At 73.8% G+C, this 18,094-nt stretch carries 19 protein-coding genes; 11 read left to right on the top strand and 8 right to left on the bottom strand.

Going from position 1 to position 18,094, the window contains the following annotated elements:
• Position 1 precedes the first annotated feature (1 nt).
• Entirely contained in the window at positions 2-742 is a 741-nt protein-coding gene (locus ABD644_RS05515) for a dihydrofolate reductase family protein (protein ID WP_344687632.1), read from the top strand.
• On the opposite strand, the gene ABD644_RS05510 is transcribed toward ABD644_RS05515, so the two are convergent.
• Positions 718-1,047: a GYD domain-containing protein gene (locus tag ABD644_RS05510; protein WP_344687631.1), complete on the bottom strand. Its 330-nt coding sequence runs from the start codon at positions 1,045-1,047 to the stop codon at positions 718-720. The genes ABD644_RS05515 and ABD644_RS05510 overlap by 25 nt on opposite strands.
• Positions 1,048-1,146: 99 nt before the next feature.
• Here ABD644_RS05510 and ABD644_RS05505 point away from each other — a divergent pair, with 99 nt between their 5' ends.
• From ABD644_RS05505 to ABD644_RS05485, 5 genes are all read left to right on the top strand, one after another.
• The gene (locus ABD644_RS05505) at positions 1,147-2,241 is read left to right on the top strand and encodes an ATP-dependent DNA ligase (RefSeq protein WP_344687630.1); all 1,095 of its coding nucleotides are present in this window, start codon (positions 1,147-1,149) and stop codon (positions 2,239-2,241) included.
• A gap of 41 nt (positions 2,242-2,282) precedes the next feature.
• Complete coding sequence (locus ABD644_RS05500; protein ID WP_344687629.1) at positions 2,283-3,851, top strand: alpha/beta hydrolase; 1,569 nt, start codon at positions 2,283-2,285, stop codon at positions 3,849-3,851.
• Positions 3,852-3,890: 39 nt separating this feature from the next.
• Positions 3,891-4,970: a DNA polymerase domain-containing protein gene (locus tag ABD644_RS05495; protein ID WP_344687628.1), complete on the top strand. Its 1,080-nt coding sequence runs from the start codon at positions 3,891-3,893 to the stop codon at positions 4,968-4,970.
• Between the two features lie 55 nt (positions 4,971-5,025).
• Entirely contained in the window at positions 5,026-5,427 is a 402-nt protein-coding gene (locus ABD644_RS05490; protein ID WP_344687627.1) for a hypothetical protein, read from the top strand.
• Between the two features lie 151 nt (positions 5,428-5,578).
• Entirely contained in the window at positions 5,579-6,019 is a 441-nt protein-coding gene (locus ABD644_RS05485) for a hypothetical protein (RefSeq protein ID WP_344687625.1), read from the top strand.
• 16 nt (positions 6,020-6,035) lie between these two features.
• Here the strand turns inward: ABD644_RS05485 and ABD644_RS05480 are convergent, their stop codons facing one another.
• Together ABD644_RS05480 and ABD644_RS05475 are read right to left on the bottom strand one after the other, a co-directional pair.
• Positions 6,036-6,356, bottom strand: coding sequence for a hypothetical protein (locus ABD644_RS05480; protein WP_344687624.1), 321 nt, complete (start codon positions 6,354-6,356; stop codon positions 6,036-6,038).
• A gap of 116 nt (positions 6,357-6,472) precedes the next feature.
• Positions 6,473-9,379 carry a PQQ-dependent sugar dehydrogenase gene (locus tag ABD644_RS05475; RefSeq protein ID WP_344687623.1) on the bottom strand — a complete coding sequence of 969 codons (2,907 nt, stop codon included), beginning with the start codon at positions 9,377-9,379 and terminating at the stop codon, positions 6,473-6,475.
• Positions 9,380-9,662: 283 nt separating this feature from the next.
• Here ABD644_RS05475 and ABD644_RS05470 point away from each other — a divergent pair, with 283 nt between their 5' ends.
• Positions 9,663-9,866: a cold-shock protein gene (locus ABD644_RS05470; protein WP_014377016.1), complete on the top strand. Its 204-nt coding sequence runs from the start codon at positions 9,663-9,665 to the stop codon at positions 9,864-9,866.
• Between the two features lie 66 nt (positions 9,867-9,932).
• Here the strand turns inward: ABD644_RS05470 and ABD644_RS05465 are convergent, their stop codons facing one another.
• Entirely contained in the window at positions 9,933-10,397 is a 465-nt protein-coding gene (locus ABD644_RS05465) for a hypothetical protein (protein ID WP_344687621.1), read from the bottom strand.
• A 68-nt stretch (positions 10,398-10,465) separates the two neighbouring features.
• Between ABD644_RS05465 and msrB the strand changes: the two genes are divergently transcribed.
• A complete protein-coding gene (gene msrB / locus ABD644_RS05460; protein ID WP_344687620.1) occupies positions 10,466-10,888 on the top strand; it encodes a peptide-methionine (R)-S-oxide reductase MsrB in 423 nt (140 codons plus the stop codon).
• Positions 10,889-10,892: 4 nt separating this feature from the next.
• Here the strand turns inward: msrB and ABD644_RS05455 are convergent, their stop codons facing one another.
• A complete protein-coding gene (locus tag ABD644_RS05455; protein ID WP_344687619.1) occupies positions 10,893-12,368 on the bottom strand; it encodes an HNH endonuclease signature motif containing protein in 1,476 nt (491 codons plus the stop codon).
• A 49-nt stretch (positions 12,369-12,417) separates the two neighbouring features.
• Complete coding sequence (gene hemQ / locus ABD644_RS05450; protein WP_344687618.1) at positions 12,418-13,143, bottom strand: hydrogen peroxide-dependent heme synthase; 726 nt, start codon at positions 13,141-13,143, stop codon at positions 12,418-12,420.
• Between the two features lie 256 nt (positions 13,144-13,399).
• Here hemQ and ABD644_RS05445 point away from each other — a divergent pair, with 256 nt between their 5' ends.
• Positions 13,400-13,561, top strand: coding sequence for a LuxR C-terminal-related transcriptional regulator (locus ABD644_RS05445; RefSeq protein ID WP_344687617.1), 162 nt, complete (start codon positions 13,400-13,402; stop codon positions 13,559-13,561).
• Here the strand turns inward: ABD644_RS05445 and hemG are convergent.
• Together hemG and hemE are read right to left on the bottom strand one after the other, a co-directional pair.
• Complete coding sequence (hemG, locus tag ABD644_RS05440) at positions 13,558-14,934, bottom strand: protoporphyrinogen oxidase (RefSeq protein ID WP_344687616.1); 1,377 nt, start codon at positions 14,932-14,934, stop codon at positions 13,558-13,560. The two genes, ABD644_RS05445 and hemG, sit on opposite strands and share 4 nt — an antisense overlap.
• Positions 14,931-15,968: a uroporphyrinogen decarboxylase gene (gene hemE / locus ABD644_RS05435; RefSeq protein WP_344687615.1), complete on the bottom strand. Its 1,038-nt coding sequence runs from the start codon at positions 15,966-15,968 to the stop codon at positions 14,931-14,933. Before hemE ends, hemG begins: the two co-directional genes overlap by 4 nt.
• Positions 15,969-16,039: 71 nt before the next feature.
• Here hemE and ABD644_RS05430 point away from each other — a divergent pair, with 71 nt between their 5' ends.
• On the top strand, positions 16,040-16,675 hold the full coding sequence (locus ABD644_RS05430; RefSeq protein WP_344687614.1) for a DUF3000 domain-containing protein: 636 nt from the start codon (positions 16,040-16,042) through the stop codon (positions 16,673-16,675).
• Positions 16,676-16,944: 269 nt separating this feature from the next.
• A complete protein-coding gene (locus ABD644_RS05425; protein ID WP_344687612.1) occupies positions 16,945-18,093 on the top strand; it encodes an HRDC domain-containing protein in 1,149 nt (382 codons plus the stop codon).
• Position 18,094: the final 1 nt, after the last annotated feature.

Below are 18,094 nucleotides of genomic sequence, written 5' to 3'. Positions count from 1 at the left end.
CGTGCGCCGGCTGTTGCCCGACCAGGGTGAGCTGGACGAGGCCGCGCTGGTCGAGGCCTACCGGGTCCCGGCCGGCCGGCACCTGCGGGTCAACTTCATCGCCTCGCTGGACGGGGCGATCACGGTGGACGGGAAGAGCGCGGGGCTCGGCTCCCCGGGGGACAAGGCCGTGTTCCGGACCCTGCGCGCGCTGGCCGACGTCGTCCTCGTGGGGCACGGGACGGCGGCGGCCGAGGGGTACCGCCCCGTGGCCGCGGACTCCGCCGTGGGCCGGTTGCGGGCCGCGATCGGGCGGGCGCCGACCGCCCCCATCGCCGTCGTCTCCCGGCGGGCGTCGCTGGCCCCCGGGGACCGGCTGGCGGTTCCCTCGACCATCCTCGTCACCTGCGCGGCCGCCGATCCCGCCCGCCGGCAGGCGGTGGCCGACGCGGGCGTCGAGGTGCTGGTCTGCGGGGACGACGACGTCGATCTCGCCCTCGCCCTGGACCGGCTGGCCGAGCGCGGGCTCGAGCAGGTCCTCTGCGAGGGCGGGCCGACGCTGTTCCGATCGGCGCTGACCGCAGGTCTGGTCGACGAACTGGACCTGTCGATCGCGCCCGCGCTCGTGGGCGACGCGGCCCGGTTGCTGGGCGGGTCCGCGCTGCCCGATCCGGCCCGGCTCGCGCTCCGGCAGCTGCTCGCGGAGGACGACGTCCTGTTCGCCCGCTACGACCTGGCCTACGACGCGGCCGGCGGCCGGTAGCTGATCCCCTGGGCCTTGCCCATCGCCTCCATGGCCTCCTCGACCGTCAGCAGGACGGTCGTCTCCAGATTGGTCACCGCCCCGCCGCTGCCGATCGCCAGCACGACGGCCGCCATCGACACGTTGTCCGGGGCCTCCCAGAGCGTGAGCCCGTCGTGGGACCCGTAGGCGTACCAGAACCCGTGCAGCTTCCCGCCGACCGACTCGACGTAGGCGGTCGCGGCCTTCCGGCGGTCCTCCGGGTTGGCGATCAGTCGTTTCCAGGTCTCCGGGGTGTAGCTGAACCTCGTCAGGTACATGGTCATGGCGTCTCCTGGGCTCGGCCCCCCGCGGCGCGAAGGTTAGGGACCCGGGCGCTCTCGGTCGAGGCCCTCCGGCGCGCCGCAACTGCTTGACTGACCGGCATGGATCTCCCGCTGCTGCCGCCGGTGAAGCCGATGCTGGCCAAGGCCGCCACGAAGCTTCCGACGGGCGACGACCTGTTCTACGAGCCCAAGTGGGACGGCTTCCGGTGCATCGTCTTCCGCGACGGCGACGAGGTGGAGCTGGGCAGCCGGAACGAGCGCCCGCTCACCCGCTACTTCCCCGAGGTCGTCGAGGCGGTCAAGGCCAACCTGCCCGAGCGCTGCGTCGTCGACGGCGAGATCGTGGTGCCCGCGGGCGACCGCCTGCACTTCGAGGCGCTGCTGCAGCGCATCCACCCCGCCGAGTCCCGGGTGCGGCTGCTGGCCGAGCAGACCCCGGCCTCCTTCGTCGCCTTCGATCTGCTCGCCCTCGGCGACGAGTCGCTGCTGGAGACCCCGTTCGCGCAGCGGCGGGCCCGGCTGGAGGCGGCGCTCGAGGGCACCCGGCCACCGGTCTACCTCACCGGGATCACCCGCGACCCGGCGATCGCCCAGCGCTGGTTCGAGACCTTCGAGGGCGCCGGCCTCGACGGCGTCGTCGCCAAGGCCGCCGACCTCCCGTACGGGCCCGACCAGCGGCTGATGACCAAGATCAAGCACGTCCGGACGGCGGACTGCGTCGTCGCCGGGTTCCGGTGGCACAAGAGTGGGCCGATCGTCGGGTCGCTGCTGCTCGGCCTCTACAACGACGCCGGCGACCTGCAGCACATCGGGGTCGCGGCGTCCTTCCCGATGGCCCGCCGGGCAGAGCTCGTGGAGGAGCTCGAGCCCTACCGGGCCGACGCGCTCGACGGGCACCCGTGGCAGGACTGGGCCAACGCACAGGTTCACGAGAACGGTGAGAACCGCATGCCGGGCGCGGTCAGCCGGTGGAACGCGAAGAAAGACCTGTCGTGGGTGCCGCTGCGCCCCGAACTGGTGGTGGAGATCAAGTACGACCAGCTGGAGGGTCGTCGACTTCGTCACACCGGTCAGTTCCTGCGCTGGCGGCCCGACCGGGACCCGCTGAGCTGCACGTACGACCAGCTGGAGGTGCCGGTGCGCTACGACCTGGCCGAGGTGCTGGAGACCGGGGACTCACTCGATCGGCAGTGATCGCCTGCGCCGGCGCCGTCGGCCTCATACGCTCTTGGATCATGCGCTTGCATCGCGGCCTGCCGGCCGTCCTTCCGAGCCTGCTCGCCATCGGCCTGGTGCTGACCGGCTGCACCTCGTTCTCGGACACCCTCGCCGACGAGTCCGCCGCCACCGCGGCGCCCACCACCCCGGCCGAGCCCGACGTCGCCGACATCGAGTGGAGCGACTGCGACGCCGAGATCACGCGGCTGATCGAGGGGCAGCCCGGTGCCGACCGCGACCTGGCCTTCGAGTGCGGTCGCACCGAGGTGCCGATCAGCTACGACGAGCCCGAGGGCGCCACCCTGCCGCTGTTCCTCGTCCGGGTCGTGGCCGCGGGGCAGACCGAGCGCATCGGCTCGCTCGTGGTCAACCCCGGCGGCCCGGGCGGGTCCGGTGCCGACGCCGCGATCGGCCTGGCGCTCACGCTGCCCGACGACGTGCTCAACCGGTTCGACATCGTCGGCTTCGACCCGCGCGGGGTCGGCCTGTCGACCCCCGTGGAGTGCATCCCCGACGAGCTCAAGGACCGGGCCATCGCCGCCGAGCCACGCCCGACCACCGACGAGGACCTCGACGAGGCCTTCTCCCTCGCCCAGGAGGTGGCCGACGGCTGCGCCGAGGAGTACGGCGACGCGCTGGGCACCTTCAACACCGTCGACACCGCCCGCGACATGGACCGGCTGCGCGAGGCCCTCGGCGACGAGCAGCTGACCTACCTCGGCTACTCCTACGGCACCACGCTCGGCTCGACCTACGCCGAGCTGTTCCCGGACAAGGTGCGCGCGCTCGTGCTCGACGCGGCCGTCGACCCCGACACCACCGAGCTCGAGGACGCCGAGGCCAGCGCCGCCGCGTTCGAGCGCGGTTTCGACGTCTTCGCCGAGAACTGCAAGGGCCTGCTGGCCGGCTGCCCCCTGGGCGACGACCCGCGGGGCTACGTCGAGGCCGTCATGACGCACGCCGAGCAGGGGCCGATCCCGAGCAGCGAGGAGGGCGAGAGCCGCCGGGCGACGCCGGGCGTCGTCCTCACCGCCGTCCAGGCTGCCCTGTACGACACCGACTCGTGGCCGCAGCTGATCCAGGCCCTCGTGGCCGCCGAGGTGGCCGGCGACGCCAAGGGCCTGTTCTCCCTGGCCGACGGCTACACCGGCCGGCTCGACGACGACACGTACTCGAACCTGCTCGACGCCAACATCGCCATCAACTGCGCCGACACCGACGAGACGTTCGACGAGGGCGAGATCCGCGACCTGGCCGCCGAGTGGGACCAGGAGTACCCGCTCTTCGGCGCCGGGTCGGCCGTCAGCCTCTACACCTGCTCCGCGTGGGAGGCCGAGCGCACCCCGTTGCCGGAGCGCGACGCCGAGGGCAGCGACCCGATCCTCGTGGTCGGCAACACCGGCGACCCGGTGACCCCGCTGCCGGGTGCGGAGGACATGGCCGAGCAGCTCGACTCCGGCGTGCTGCTGATCTGGCAGGGCGACGGGCACACCGCCTACCCGAAGACCGACTGCATCACCGCCGCGGTGAACGCCTACCTGATCGATCTGACCGCGCCCTCCGATGGGCTGACCTGCCCCGCGTGATCGACCTCCGCCCGCACCGGCTGCGGTAGGAACATCCCCATGGCCAGCAGCAAGGACGCCCGTCGCGATGCAATAGTCCTGGACGTCGACGGGCACGAGGTCCGCGTCTCCAACCCGGAGAAGCCGTACTTCGCCGACCGCGGCATCCGCAAGATCGACGTCGTCGAGTACTTCATCGCGGTCGGTCCCGGCATCCTGTTCGCCCTGGAGGACCGGCCGACGACGCTGGAGCGCTGGCCGGGCGGGGTGTTCGAGGGCGCCCGCATCTCCACCCGGGTGGACAACACCGGCGACGCCTTCTACCAGAAGCGGGTGCCGAAGAACGCCCCCGAGTGGGTGCCCACGGCGCACATCACGTTCCCCAGCGGGCGGACCGCCGACGAGATCGCGCCCGACTCGGTCGCCGTCGTCGCCTGGTGCGCCAACCTCGGCACGCTCACCTTCCACCCGTGGCCGGTGTCCAAGACCGACGTCGAGTCGCCCGACCAGATCCGCATCGACCTCGACCCGCAGCCGGGCACCGACTTCACCCACGCGGTGGCGGTGGCCCCGCACGTGCGCGAGCTGCTGGCCGAGTTCGGGATGCAGGGCTGGCCGAAGACCTCCGGCGGGCGCGGCGTGCACATCTACGTGCCGATCCAGCCCCGGTGGACGTTCCAGGAGGTGCGACGGGCCGTCATCGCGTTCGGCCGGGAGCTGGAACGGCGGCTCCCCGACCAGGTGACGATGTCGTGGTGGAAGGAGGAGCGCGGCGAGAAGATCTTCCTCGACTACAACCAGATGGCCCGGGACCGCACGATCGCCTCGGCGTACTCCATCCGGCCCAAGCCGCACGCCCCGGTCTCCGCGCCGGTCGACTGGGACGAGCTGCCCGACGTCTCCCCGTTCGACTTCGACGTCCTGACGATGCCGGCCCGGTTCCGCGAGGTGGGTGACAAGCACGCCGGGCTGGCCGACCACGCGTTCGGCATCGAGCCGCTGCTCGAGCTCGCCGAGCGCCAGGCGACGGACGACGGCCTGGGCGACATGCCCTATCCCCCGGACTACCCCAAGATGCCCGGCGAGCCGATGCGGGTGCAGCCCAGCCGCGCTAAGCGGCCTACCAGCGAAAACACGTGATTCGACCCTGAAGTCGGCTTCAGAACAACGCTCAATCCCCGGATAGCCTCCCTCCGTGGCGATAGGTCTCCCTATCCGACGCCCGCGGGCGCGCCTCGGCGTGGCCGGTTCCGCGCTCGTCCTCGTCACGGTGGTGGCGATCGTTCTCGCTGGCTCATCCGAACCAGCGGAGATCCGAGGCGCATCGGTCAGCAACGACGGGCGCCGTCTGGACGTGGAGTACGCGGCTCCCGACGAGACCTGCGGCGGCGAGCCGCAGATCCGCGCGGAAGAGACGAGCTCTGTGGTGACTGTCACCGTCGAGATCCATCGACGCTTCGAGTTCGGTACCCGCGCGTGCTTGCTCAGGGGGCGCATCGCGTCAGCAGCCGTGGATCTGGCCAACCCTCTCGGCGACCGCCTGGTCATCGACAGTTCGACCGGCCGACCGGTCCCACTCACCGAGGACCACGACTGACCTGCCTCGAGCGCTGTGCAGGCTTCTCGCGGTAGGACACCTCGCTGAGCGATCGCGAGAAGAGCAGATCGGTTCATCCGGTCGGATGATCTGCGGCCCTTCGTCGGGCGAGAGGCTCCAGGAGGCCGCCGGCGGGGCCGACCACCTCAGGGTGAGGCTCGCCATCGTCGTGTACGGCGTGCTGTTCGTCGTGCTCGAGATGGTCGGGCAGTACCTGGGGTCCGTCGACTGGAGCCGGATCACGCCGCTGGACGTCGCCGCGGCGCTCGTCGACACCCTCCTCGCCGTCGTCGTCGCGATCGCGGTCCTGGTCGCCTACGACGTGGGCCGCCGGCGCTGGGTGCCGGCGTTCCGCGCCTGGCGACGGCGACAGCTCCGGTCGGCCGCGGCCCCGCGCGAGCCCATCGGCGTGCCGTCGTGGCGCACGGGGCCGGGCACGCGGGAGGTGCCGGGTGCCGGCCCGGGAACCAGGACGGCGACGGCCCCGCCTCGGGCGGTCGACGCCCCCGCCGTCCGGGCCGTCCCGGACCCGGACTACGGGACCAGGACGGTCGGACAGCGGTTCCCGGAGGGCCCGGGCCGGCTGCTGTAGCCGGCCCCGGCGGGGGTCAGCCGAGGAGCTCGGCGGCGACCGGGCGGAGGTCGTGGGCGGCCAGCGCGGCCGCACCGGAGGAGGCGATCAGGCCGGCGAGCAGCGCCGCGGCACCGAGCGGAGCCTCGGCGCCGCCGAAGCCGTAGTCCAGGCCGCCGGAGAGGACGCCGTGCAGATCGGCCTCGTGGAGGTCCTCGACGTCGACGACGTGCACGGGAGCCGGACGGCGCCGCTCGACGAACACCATGTCGCGGGGCGGGACCGAACCGGCGCGCCGCCGCTCGAGGAAGCCGACGAGCGTGGCGGGGACGAGGGCGGTGGCGGTGGCGGTCTCCATGACGGCTTCTCCTGGCTCGGTGGGCGCCGGATCCGTCCGGCAGCACCGACTCTCCGGCGCCGTCCGCAGGGCACCCGCGAGGAAACCGCAGGAAACCCGCAAGACCGCCCGTCGGCTCAGCCGACCCTGACGACCGTCCTGACCGCGTCGACCGCCGCCGCGGAGTGGGTGGACGTCGCGGTCACGACGCTCGACCGGGTCACGCCGGTCGCGGCGCCGCTGCCCACCGTGACCCGCATCTGGATCGACCTCGCGCCACCGGCCGCGACGCCGGAGAGCCGGTAGGTCCCGTTCACGACCGCGGTGGTGATGTCGGTGGTCCCGGCGAAGTACCGCACGGTGAACCCGGTCGAGCTCCCCGGCCCGCGCAGGACGAAGCCGTCGGCGGCGGCGCCGTCGTTCTGCACGTTCACGACGAACGTCCGCGTCGTCCCGCGGGCGGCGGTCACGGTGAGCGTCTGGTTTCCGCCGGTCGTGCCGTACACGTTGTTGCCCGTGTACGCCGACGCCGAGGAGAGCCGGACCTGCGCGTCGGGCCGGTAGGGCGGGTACTGGATCTCGAACATGTCCCAGGTGGCCGGGAAGGGCGGCGCCCCGCCGGAGGTCGCGATCACGCCGGTGGCCAGCGCGGCCCGGGTGAACCAGGCGGCCGGCAGGGCCAGTGGCGCACCCAGGTTCGTCCGCGGCCCCGTCGTCGTCCCGTCGTCGATCTGGTAGCTCGGCTGCACCGTGCGGTTGAGCGGGTTGACGGCGAGGAACAGGTCGACCTGGCCGGACGAGGGCAGCGGGACGGCGGCCGACCGGGTTGCGGTGACCGACCCCGCCACCTCGAGCAGCAGCGCGATCGAACCGCCTCCGGCGGCACTCACGACGAGCTTGACGTAGTTGTCCTGGTCTCCCGTGCCCAGCTGCATCCCGATCGATTCGGTCCCTGCGGGGGTGCGGCCGGCGAAGGGTGCCAGCACGCGCGTGTGCGGCGTGAAGACGGCGCCACGGGCCGAGGACAGCAGGAAGCCGTACTGGAACGCGTACGCCTGCGAGTTCGCCGGACCTCTGGCGTCACCCGGTCCGATCTGGTCCACGGTGAGCACGCCCCCGGCCCCGCCGGCGGTGAGCCTCGTCGGGTCGTACCGCGACTCGTAGTTCGCGGTGCCGCTCGTCATGAGCCCGGTGAAGCCGAGGTTGAGCAGGCCGCCGGCGTTCGGATCCAGGGTGTCGTCGAACGGGTGGTCCACCGGCAGCCGCGTCGAGGTGCCGTTCGCGCTGTCGATCGCCCAGGGGTCCGACGTGTCGGGCAACGAGTCGCCGTCGTCGTCCGGGTCGTTGAGGTTGGAGATCCCGTCGTCGTCCCAGTCCCTCGGCAGGTCGGCGGCCGAGCAGGGGTCGGTGGCGTTGTCGATCTCGTCAGCGTTCGAATAGCCGTCGCCGTCCTCGTCGAGGGCGGGGTCGTCAGCGCCCGTGCAGGGGCCGCCACCGCCGCCGAAGTCGTCGGGCTCGAAGACGAAGATCGTCCCGGAGACGTGGTCGGCGAGCCAGATCGTGCCCGGGAACGGCTCGGTGTCGCCGGTGGTCGTCACGTCGAGGGGATGGACGCTCACGTCGGAGAACAGCCGCGACTGGGCGGTCACGGCGGTGCCCGCGGCGTTCAGCTGCCAGCGGTCGACGTACCCGTCCCATTCGGCCGTGACGAGGTCGCCGCGCATCGCACCGCCGAAGTTCGAGGCCGTGTACTCCACGATGCCGTTGGTGGAACTGGGGTCCCACCCGATGGCGGACCGTTCCGGCGTCGGGTCCGCGCCGGCCGACGACCGGAAGTCGCACTCGACCGGGTTCTCCGCGGCGGCCGGGACGGGCGACTGGCCCCGGGCGAACGTGTTCGCGGTGTTGCCGCGGGTCGGGTTGGGATGGCCGCCGTAGTACCCGGGGCCGGTGACGTGGTGCAGGCCGTCGAACCCGGTGACCGGGCTCGCGTCGTTGGGGGCGTTCGTGCAGTTCGCCGTCCCCTCCCCGACGGGCGGACCGCCCTGGCCGGCGTTGTACCCGTTGTCGGTGACGTACAGCTTCCCGGCGTGCGACCCGACCGTCGCGATCTCCAGGTCGTAGGCGTTGCGGTAGCCCGGCGAGTGCACCTGGACGGGCCCGCCGGGGACGATCCGCGCCTGGTTGTTCCCGTCGTTCCCGCCGAAGGGGTCACCCACGTCCCACCCCGGCCGGCTCGGGTCGTCCGCGCGCGAGGGGTCGTCCAGGGTGGGCAGGTCGTAGGTCGTGTCGCCGATGGCATCGAGGTCGATCGACAGCACCGCCGCCGAGAGCGCGTACTCGGGCAGGTACTTGAACACGTTGCCCGGCGCGCCCTGGTTGGTGTGACCGCCGGCGGCCAGGTAGAGGGTGTTGGTGGCCTCGTCGAGCGCCATCCCGTTGACGGCGTGGTTCTCCTCGGAGCGCGGGAGCCCGCGCACGAGGTCCGTCCGCACCCACGCCGTCCCGTTCCACGTCAGCCGCGAGACCGTGCCGGAGTTCGTGTCGAGGTTGGTGTCCGCCGACGCGCCGTTGCCGAACCGCGGGTCGCTCGACGACACGTAGACGACCGGCCGGGCGGCGGTGCCCGTGACGAGCATGCCGGTGGCCGTGCGGCAGGGGGCCGTGCACGACCCCGGCTGGGCGGGGTTGCTCGGCGCACCGTCGTCGTCGTGGTTCGGGATGTTCTTGACCGACGTCGTCGTCGCCGTCGACGTGACGGCGTAGTCGTTCGCGCCGCGCCGGGCGACCCCGTAGATGTTGATCGTGCCGTCCTGGTGCAGCACGTAGAGCCGTCCGTCCGGGCCGAACTGGAGGGACGTCGCCCGGTCCTTCGCGACGGTGCCGACCAGCGTGCTCTTCCCGAAGCCGACCGTGGCCCCGCCGGCCGGCGACGCGAGGACGACGGCCTGGACCGTCGCGACGACGAGGAACAGCGCGGCCAGGGTCGCGAACGCCCTGCTGGTCGAGCGCGGCCGGGTCCGGCACCGGGCAGGAGGCGTCATCGCGGAACTCCCTCGGTCCGCTCTCCGTCGTCCACGCGGCCGTCGGCCGCCCGGGAGGTCTCCGCGGACCGGCCGGATCCTCCCCGACGGGCGGGGCCGGGATACGGGACGGCCACGTCTCGTCACGGCGCGAGCGATCGGGCGCGCCCCGGATCGGGCAACCCGGTCGCGCCGCGACACGTCCGGCTGTTCCCATCCGTCGCGATACGGCTAGGGTTGTGGCGTCGGGAAGGCCCTGCGCTATGGCAGGACCCCGATGCACTACCTCAGCTAGGAGCGAGCAATGCCCGAAGGAACAGTGAAGTGGTTCAACGCGGAGAAGGGGTTCGGCTTCGCCACCCCTGACGGTGGCGGACCGGACGTGTTCGTCCACTACTCGGCCATCCAGTCCAGCGGGTACCGCTCGCTCGATGAAGGCCAGCGGATCGCGTTCGACATCGAGCAGGGCCAGAAGGGCCCGCAGGCTGCGAACGTCACCCCGCTCTGATCGTCTGATCAGCTCCAGCGCCCCCGCCCGGTTCACCGGGCGGGGGCGCTGTCGTCTGCGGCCCGCTCAGCCCTTGCGCGGGACGTACCCACCGATGAGCGCCGACATGAGCAGCGCCCCGTCGTGCTCCCCCACGGCCGCCGCGGCGTCGGCGAACGCCCGCCAGCGCTGCCGCTCCACCTCGGTCGGCGCGCGCTCGGCCCGGGTGGCGAGCTGCTCGAGCAGCCGGTCCCACTCCCCCTGCGGCGTCGGCCACAGCCCGGCCAGCCGCCGCGCCTCCGGCGAGACCCCGGTGAACCGCACGATGTCGCCGGCATGGTTGGTCAGCGCGTCGGCGTAGCCGGCCGACACTAGCGCCCGCGCCGCGTTGACGACGTCGGCCTTCGGCAGGCCGCTCGCCGGGACGACCTGCCCCAGCAGGTAGGGCGAGCCGCCGTGGTCCCCCTCGTCCACGAGCCGCGTGATCGCCCGCAGCACGGGCAGGTCGCGGGTGAACCAGACGTCGGGCAGCGGTCGATCGGCGTTCGTCACGGACCCAGTCTCCCGGCCGGGGCGCGAAGGCCTCCTCCGGGTGGCGTGGTCGCCGTACGGTTGAGGGCATGACCACGTCCGCGGAGAAGCAGCCGACCGTCGTGAAGTCCGACGAGCAGTGGCGCGCCGAGTTGTCGCCCGAGGAGTACGCGGTGCTCCGCCAGGCGGGCACCGAGCGCCCCTGGACCGGCGAGTACGTCGACACCAAGACCGTCGGGGTCTACGAGTGCCGCGCGTGCGGCGCCGAGCTGTTCCGATCGGAGACCAAGTTCGACTCGCACTGCGGCTGGCCGTCGTTCTACGAGGCCTCTGCCGAGGACAACGTGCTCCTCCGCGAGGACCGCAGCCACGGGATGCTGCGCACCGAGGTGCTGTGCGGCACCTGCCACAGCCACCTGGGTCACCTGTTCGACGACGCACCGCAGACGCCCACCGGCGACCGCTACTGCATCAACTCGGTGAGCATCCGGCTGCAGCCCGCGGAGAACTGATCCACTAGAAGGGCGGTGGGTCGTCGTCTGGTTGGTCCGGGGGTGGCTCGGGTGGGGGTCTGCGCAGGCCCGGTGGCCGGGTGGTGCGGGTGATGCCCGACGGGGTGGTGACGTGCAGGGTGCCGTCGGGCTCCATGACGAAGCGCCAGCCGGGGGCGAAGGTCTTGAGCCGGTGGTGCGACCGGCACAGGCAGCACAGGTTGGTGCAGGCGGTCGGCCCGCCGCAGGCGTGTGGGACGACGTGGTCCAGGTCGGCCCAGCCGACCCGCTGCCCGCAGTTGGGCATCCGGCAGGTGCGGTCCCGGGTCTTGGTGAAGGTCTGCTGCCGGCCGGTGGGCTGGTAGCGATCGGTGGCGGCGGGCGCGCCCAGCACCGGGCAGTCGCAGTCCGCGCCGGGGTGCTGCGCGCAGCCCGTGGTGGCCACCCGTAGCAGCTCGGCCACGGTGGTGGTGGCCAGCAGCCGGCCGTCGGCGTCGGTGATCGCGAAGGTGAGGCTGCCGCCGTCGGGGGCGTGCAGCCCGAGTGCGCCGATGCGGGTGAGCAGCTCGCGGGCGTGCGCGGCGGTGATCGCCAGCCCGTTCACGGTGCCGGCGGTCGTGGCGGTGCCGGCCAGGGAGTCGAGGGTGGCGGTGATGGTCAGCTGCGCGGCCACGCCGGGCTGGGCGGGCCCGCCGGGGCGGCGCAGCAGCAGCGAGAACAGCTCGACCCGGATCGCCGCGATCGGCCGGGGGTCGCCGTCGGCCTTGGCCAGCCGGGCGAGCTGGTCGATGACCGCGTAGGCCTCCGCGGCCTCGTCCGCCGAGAGTTCCGCGCCCAGGGTGGCCATGCCATCTTGACCGGGCTGCAGGAACACGTCCGCGGACCGCTGGGCCTGCTCGCGGCGCTGGTCGGCGGCGGCGGCGGCGTCCAGCTCGGCCAGCAGCTCCAGGGCGCGGGCCCGCAGCCGGGCCACCGACAGGTCCACCGCCTCGGGCAGCACCATGGCCTCCACCGCCCGGGCCAGCTCGGGGCGGGTGTGCCCGAGCACGTCGGCCAGCGCGCCCGCACGCGCCACGTCCAGGTCGCCGGCGGCCAGCGCCGCGTAGGTGGCGGGCAGGTTCTCCCGCCACGCCTGCGCCCGGTGGTGCAGATGCCGGGCGGTGCCCCGGCCGCGGTTGAGCACCAGCGCCAGCTCCCCGGCGAAGAACTCACTCACCCCGGATGCCTCGTCGTCGTCGGCGGCCGACCAGCCGGGCGTGCGCGCCCCCGGGCTGCCGGGCTGCGGGTCGTCGTCGTCGGGGGTCAGCTCGGCCAGCCGCAGGATCAGCTGCGCCTCGTAGGCGGCGTCCATCGCCTGCCGCCGCTGCCGCCGGGCCAGCTCCCCGGCCGCCTGCGCCTTGGACAGCAGATCCACCGGCAGCCGCGGCGGCTCGACCGGCTGGCCCAGCGACCAGTCGATCAGCACGCCCTCGAAAGTCGAGGAGCCCGAGATCCGAGACACACCGACAACCTAAAGAAGGGGTACGACATTTCTCGGTCCCGCCTGGGGGTCAGGCTAGGTCGGCGATCAGCTCCGCCACGGGCTTGCGGACGCCGGTGTAGAACGGCACCTCCTCGCGGACGTGCCGGCGGGCGCGGCTGGCCCGCAGGTCGCGCATGAGGTCGACGATGCGGTGCAGCTCGTCGGCCTCGAACGCCAGCATCCACTCGTAGTCGCCGAGAGCGAACGCGGCGACGGTGTTGGCACGCACGTCGGGGTAGGGCCGGGCCTGCATGCCGTGCTCCTTGAGCATGTCCCGCCGCTCCTCGTCGGGCAGCAGGTACCACTCGTAGGACCGCACGAACGGGTAGACGCAGACGTAGCGGCGCGGCTCCTCGTCGGCGAGGAACGCGGGGATGTGGCTGCGGTTGAACTCGGCGGGGCGGTGCAGGGCCAGCTGCGACCAGACCGGGTCGAGGTGCCGGCCCAGCGCCGTGCGGCGTAGCCGGGTGTAGGCCTCCTGCAGCGCGTCGGCCGACGAGGCGTGCCACCAGCCCATGAGATCGGCGTCGGCGCGGAAGCCGGCCACGTCGTAGGTGCCTCGGACGACGACGTCCTTGCCCGCGAGCTCCTCGATCAGGTCGGCGACCTCGTCGGCCATCGCCGTGCGCTGGTCGTCGCCCAGGGGCCGGGCGAGGCGGAACACCGACCACATCGTGTAGCGGATCGTGGCGTTCAACTCGTTCGCCCGCTTGCCGATGCTGCGGTCCTGCTGCTCCGCGGTCTGCTCGCTCATGGGGCCATTGTCCCCCGCGGCCGTCGGCCGCCGGCCGCCGCCCGGGCGCGCTCGACGAGCGGGGCGTGCGCCACACGGCAGTCGGTGCAGGCGGCCATCCAGACGTGGTGGCGCAGGCAGCGGCGGGTGGTCGGAGGGAGCCGGAGATCCGGGTGGTGCGTGGTCACCCCGCTCTCAACCACGACGGCCGGCACGGGCATCCCGGGCCGGCCGTGCTGTCGGACACCATGGCGTCGGACACCCGTGTCAACGGCGAGTGAGCCACGCATCGATCGACACGGCGGGTGCCGCTCGCGTCGACCTCCACCGCCCCCGCGCTGCAGGCGAGCGCACCGTGGAGAGCCACGTGCGCAACATCCTGGCCAAGCTCGGCCTGACCAACCGGACCCAGATCGCCACGACCGCGAGCCCGGACTAGCGAAGCGCCTCCAGGGCGTGGTGGGCGTCGCGGATGCAGGCCGGGACGCCGACCCCGCGGAACGCCGCGCCGGCGATCGCCAGGCCCGGCACCTCGCTGACCGCCGCGCGGATCGCGTCCACCCGCCCGAGGTGCCCGACCAGGTACTGCGGCAGCCCGCCGCCCCAGCGCACCAGCCGCGTCGCCAGCGGCTCGGGACGGGAGAGCCCGAGCAGGTCGGCGACGTCGGCGACCACGGCGGCGGTGAGGTCCTCGTCGGACCGCTGCAGCTCGGCCTCGTCGCGGTACCGGCCGACCGACGAGCGCACCAGCAGCGCGTCGGCGGTGCCGGGACGCGGGGCCAGGTGCGGCCACTTCGCCGACGAGACGGTGACGCCCTTGACCAGCCGGCCGGCGACCGGCGGCACCAGGAGGCCGGAACCCGCGTCGACGTCCTGGGCGGGGAACGCCATCGCGACCACGGCCATCGAGGCGTACGGGATCGCGGTGAGCGGTTCGACGGCGCCGGGAGCGACGTCGCGCAGCAGCCGGGCCGCCTTCTGCGCCGGGGCGGTCACCAGCACCCGGTCGGCGGTCAGCAGCTCGGGAGCCGCGGCCGGGCCGACCGCCAGCTCGAAGCCGGTCGCCGTACGCCGGAGCCCGTGCGCCGGGGTGCGCAGCCGCACCTCGGCGCGGGCGGCGGCGACCAGGGCCGCCGGCAGCGCGCCGATGCCGTCGCGGACGGTCGCGAAGACGGGGCCGTCGTCGTCGCCCCGGCTGCGCACGCCGGCGTCGCGGGCCGCCGCCGCGGCCACGAGCACCGACCCCGTGCGGCGCAGGTGCTCGGCGAGAGCAGGCATGGTCGCGGCCAGGGAGAGCTCGTCGGCGCGACCGGCGTAGACGCCGCCCAGCAGTGGCTCGACCAGCCGGTCGACCACCTCGTCGCCGAGCCGCTCGCGCAGCAGCGCCCCCACCGCGACGTCACCGTCGAGGTTCACCGGCGGCAACGCGGCCTCGGCGCGGACCCGGGCGACGCCGTCGCCGGACAGCAGGCCGTCGAGGCCGTCGGCCGAGGCGGGGACGCCCAGCACCGTGCCGGCCGGCAGCGGGTGCCGGCCGTCGGGGAGGACGACGGACGCCTGCGTGGTCGCCGGGGCCACCAGCCGATCGGCCAGGCCGAGGTCCTCGACCAGCCGCACCGCCTCGGGCACCCGGGCCAGCACCGCCTCGGCGCCCGTGTCGTACCAGTGCCCGGCCAGCTCGACCCGCTGCAGCTTGCCGCCGATGCGGTCCCCGGCCTCCAGCACCACGATCTCGTCGTCGGGACGGCGGCGGCGCCACTCGAACGCGGCGGCCAGGCCGGTGATGCCGGCCCCGACGACGACGATCCTCATCGCGCGCTGAGCTCGTGCACCAACTCGGCGACGTGGGTGAGGACGCCGGGGTCGGTGTCGGGCAGCACACCGTGGCCGAGGTTGAAGATGTGCCCCCGCGCCGCGCGGCCCTGCCCGACGACCCGGCGCACCTCGCGGTCGACGGTCGCGCGGTCGGCCAGCAGCACGGCCGGATCGAGGTTGCCCTGCAGCGACCGGCCGGGACCCACCCGGCGCGCCGCCTCGTCCAGGGGCACCCGCCAGTCGACGCCGACCACGTCGGCGCCGGCGTCCCCGATCAGCGGCAGCAGCTCGCCGGTGCCGACGCCGAAGTGGATGCGGGGCACGTCCCGCTCCCCCAGCCCGTCGAACACCGCGCGCGAGTGCGGCAGCACCCGCTCGGCGTAGTCGGCGGCCGAGAGCACCCCGGCCCAGGAGTCGAACAGCTGCACCGCCGAGGCACCGGCGTCGACCTGCGCGCGCAGGAAGACGGTCGCCGAGACGGCGAGGCGGTCGAGCAGCCGCGACCACGCCTGCGGCTCGGCGTACATGAACGCCTTGGTGCGCGCGTGCTCCTTCGAGGGACCGCCCTCGATCAGGTACGTGGCGAGGGTGAACGGGGCGCCGGCGAACCCGATCAGCGGGGTGGGCCCGAGCTCGGCGACCAGCTGCCGGACGGCGGTCTGCAGGAAGGCCAGCCGCTCGGGCTCCAGCGGCGGCAGCGCGTCGACGTCGGCGACCGTCCGCACCGGCGAGGCGACGACGGGGCCGATCCCGGGCTTGATCTCGATGTCGACCCCGGCGACCACCAGGGGCAGCACGATGTCGGAGAAGAGGATCGCCGCGTCGACCCCGTGCCGGCGGACCGGCTGGAGCGTGATCTCGGTGACCAGGTCGGGGTCCTGGCAGGCGGCGAGCATCGCCGTCCCCGCGCGCAGCGCCCGGTACTCCGGCAGCGACCGGCCGGCCTGGCGCATGAACCAGACCGGGGTGCGGCTGACCGGCAGCCCTCGGGCGGCGCGGACCAGGTCGGATTCGGCAGGTGCGGAGGTCACGACCGGCCATCCTCCCAGACGGTTGCGGCGCGTCGGACGCCCTGTGCTACTCGGCGGCCTACCCTGCGCTCGTGGAGCCACGCAGCCTGGCCGACGCCGGGGCCAAGGGCACGGACAGCGGCGGGGACGAACCCCCCGCCGCGTTCCGCGCCGCCCTGGACGCCCTGGCCGGGGTCCGCGCCCGCCCGGAGATCGTCCTCGAGCACATCCCGGCCCCCCAGCGGCTCGCGCCCTACGCGTGCGCCCTGGCCGCGCGCGTGACCGAACCCGACGGGGACGACGACGAGTTCGAGATCGCCAGCGCGCGGTTCATCGTGCTGTTCGACCCCGACGGCCACGAGACCTGGAGCGGCACCACCCGCTGCGTGGGCTACCTCTCGGCGGCCACCGACGAGCAACTCGTCGACGACGCGATGTTCTCCGAAGTCGCCTGGAGCTGGCTGACCGACGCCCTGGCCGAGGCCGGGGCCGGGCACCACAACGTGGGCGGCACCGTCACCCGCACGGCCTCGACGCGCTTCGGCGACCTGGCCGGGCCCGAGCACACCGTCGACGTGGAGATGCGCGCGTCGTGGACCGCCGAGGACACCTCCCTCGACCGGCACCTCGTCGCCTGGCTGGAGGTCCTCGGGAACGCGGCCGGTCTGCCGCCGCCCGGCGTGCGCCTGCTGGGTCCCTCCGACCGGTCCGGCGGCGAGACTCACTAACATCGGTACTGCCAGTCGGGTGGACGCCCGCTGAGCCGGCGCATCCCCTTCCCTGTTCCCCGCGGCACGCCCGCGCGGGCGCTCGGGGGCCGGCGGCACGACGACGAGACCGGCGAGAAGGTGGACGGCAGCTGAGCACCCAGCCCACGCCCCGGCCGGAGCCCTACGACGCCCCGGCTCCGGACGACAGCGCACCCGGGATCGACGCCCCCGAGATCGACGTCCCCGACGCGATCCCCCTCCTCGCCCCCCGCGACGGCCTGCCGCCGGTGATCGAGACCTTCACCGCCCTGGTCGAGTACGCCGAGGCGCTGCGGGCCGGCACCGGCCCGGTCGCGGTCGACGCCGAGCGCGCCTCCGGCTACCGCTACGGGCAGAAGGCCTACCTCGTCCAGCTGCGCCGCCGCGGCTCGGGCACGGGGTTGCTCGACCCCGTCCCCCTCCCGGACCTCTCGGCCGTCCAGCAGGCGATCGTCGACACCGAGTGGGTCCTGCACGCCGCCAACCAGGACCTCCCCTGCCTGGCCGAGATCGGCCTCGTCCCGACGCGGATCTTCGACACCGAACTGGCCGCCCGGCTGGCCGGGCTGCCCCGGGTCGGGCTCGGTGCCGTCGTGGAGTCGCTGCTCGGCTTCTCGCTGGTGAAGGGGCACTCGGCCGCCGACTGGAGCACCCGACCGCTGCCCGAGGAGTGGCTGGTCTACGCCGCGCTCGACGTCGAGGTGCTGGTCGACCTGCGGGACGCGCTGGCCGACATCCTCGAGGAGCAGGGCAAGACCGAGTGGGCGCGGCAGGAGTTCGAGGCGGTCCTCGCCGCCGGGCCGCCCGCGCCCAAGCTGGACCCGTGGCGCCGCACCTCCGGCGTGCACGGGCTGCGCAACCGCCGCCAGCTCGGCATGCTGCGCGCCCTGTGGCAGGCCCGAGACGATCTGGCGCGCCGCCGCGACGTCGCCCCCGGCCGGGTGCTGCCCGACTCGGCGATGGTCTCCGCGGTGCAGGCCGACCCCGTCAACGAGGGCGCCCTGCTGGAGCTGCCGGTGTTCCGCGGCCGGGCCAACCGCAAGCTCGTCGCCCACTGGTTCGGCGCGATCGCCCGCGGCCGCGCCCTGCCCGAGTCCGAGCTGCCCCCGCACAGCAAGCCCGGCGACGGGCCGCCGCCGGTCAACCGCTGGGCCGACCGCGACCCGGCCGCCGCCACCCGGCTGCAGGCGGCCCGCGCGGGGCTGGCCGAGCTCTCCGAGAAGCACGCGGTGCCCGTGGAGAACCTGCTCTCCCCCGACCTGGTCCGCCGGCTGATGTGGACCCCGCCGGAGGCCGACCCGGCGACCGTGGCCGAGTTGCTGCGCGCCGGCGGCGCCCGGGAGTGGCAGGTCGGGCTCACCGTGGATCTGCTGGTCGAGGCGATCACCAAGGCCTGAC

Source organism: Blastococcus jejuensis (genome assembly GCF_039534705.1).
Taxonomy (GTDB): domain Bacteria; phylum Actinomycetota; class Actinomycetes; order Mycobacteriales; family Geodermatophilaceae; genus Blastococcus_B; species Blastococcus_B jejuensis.
This window is presented reverse-complemented; position numbering and strand designations above follow the sequence as displayed.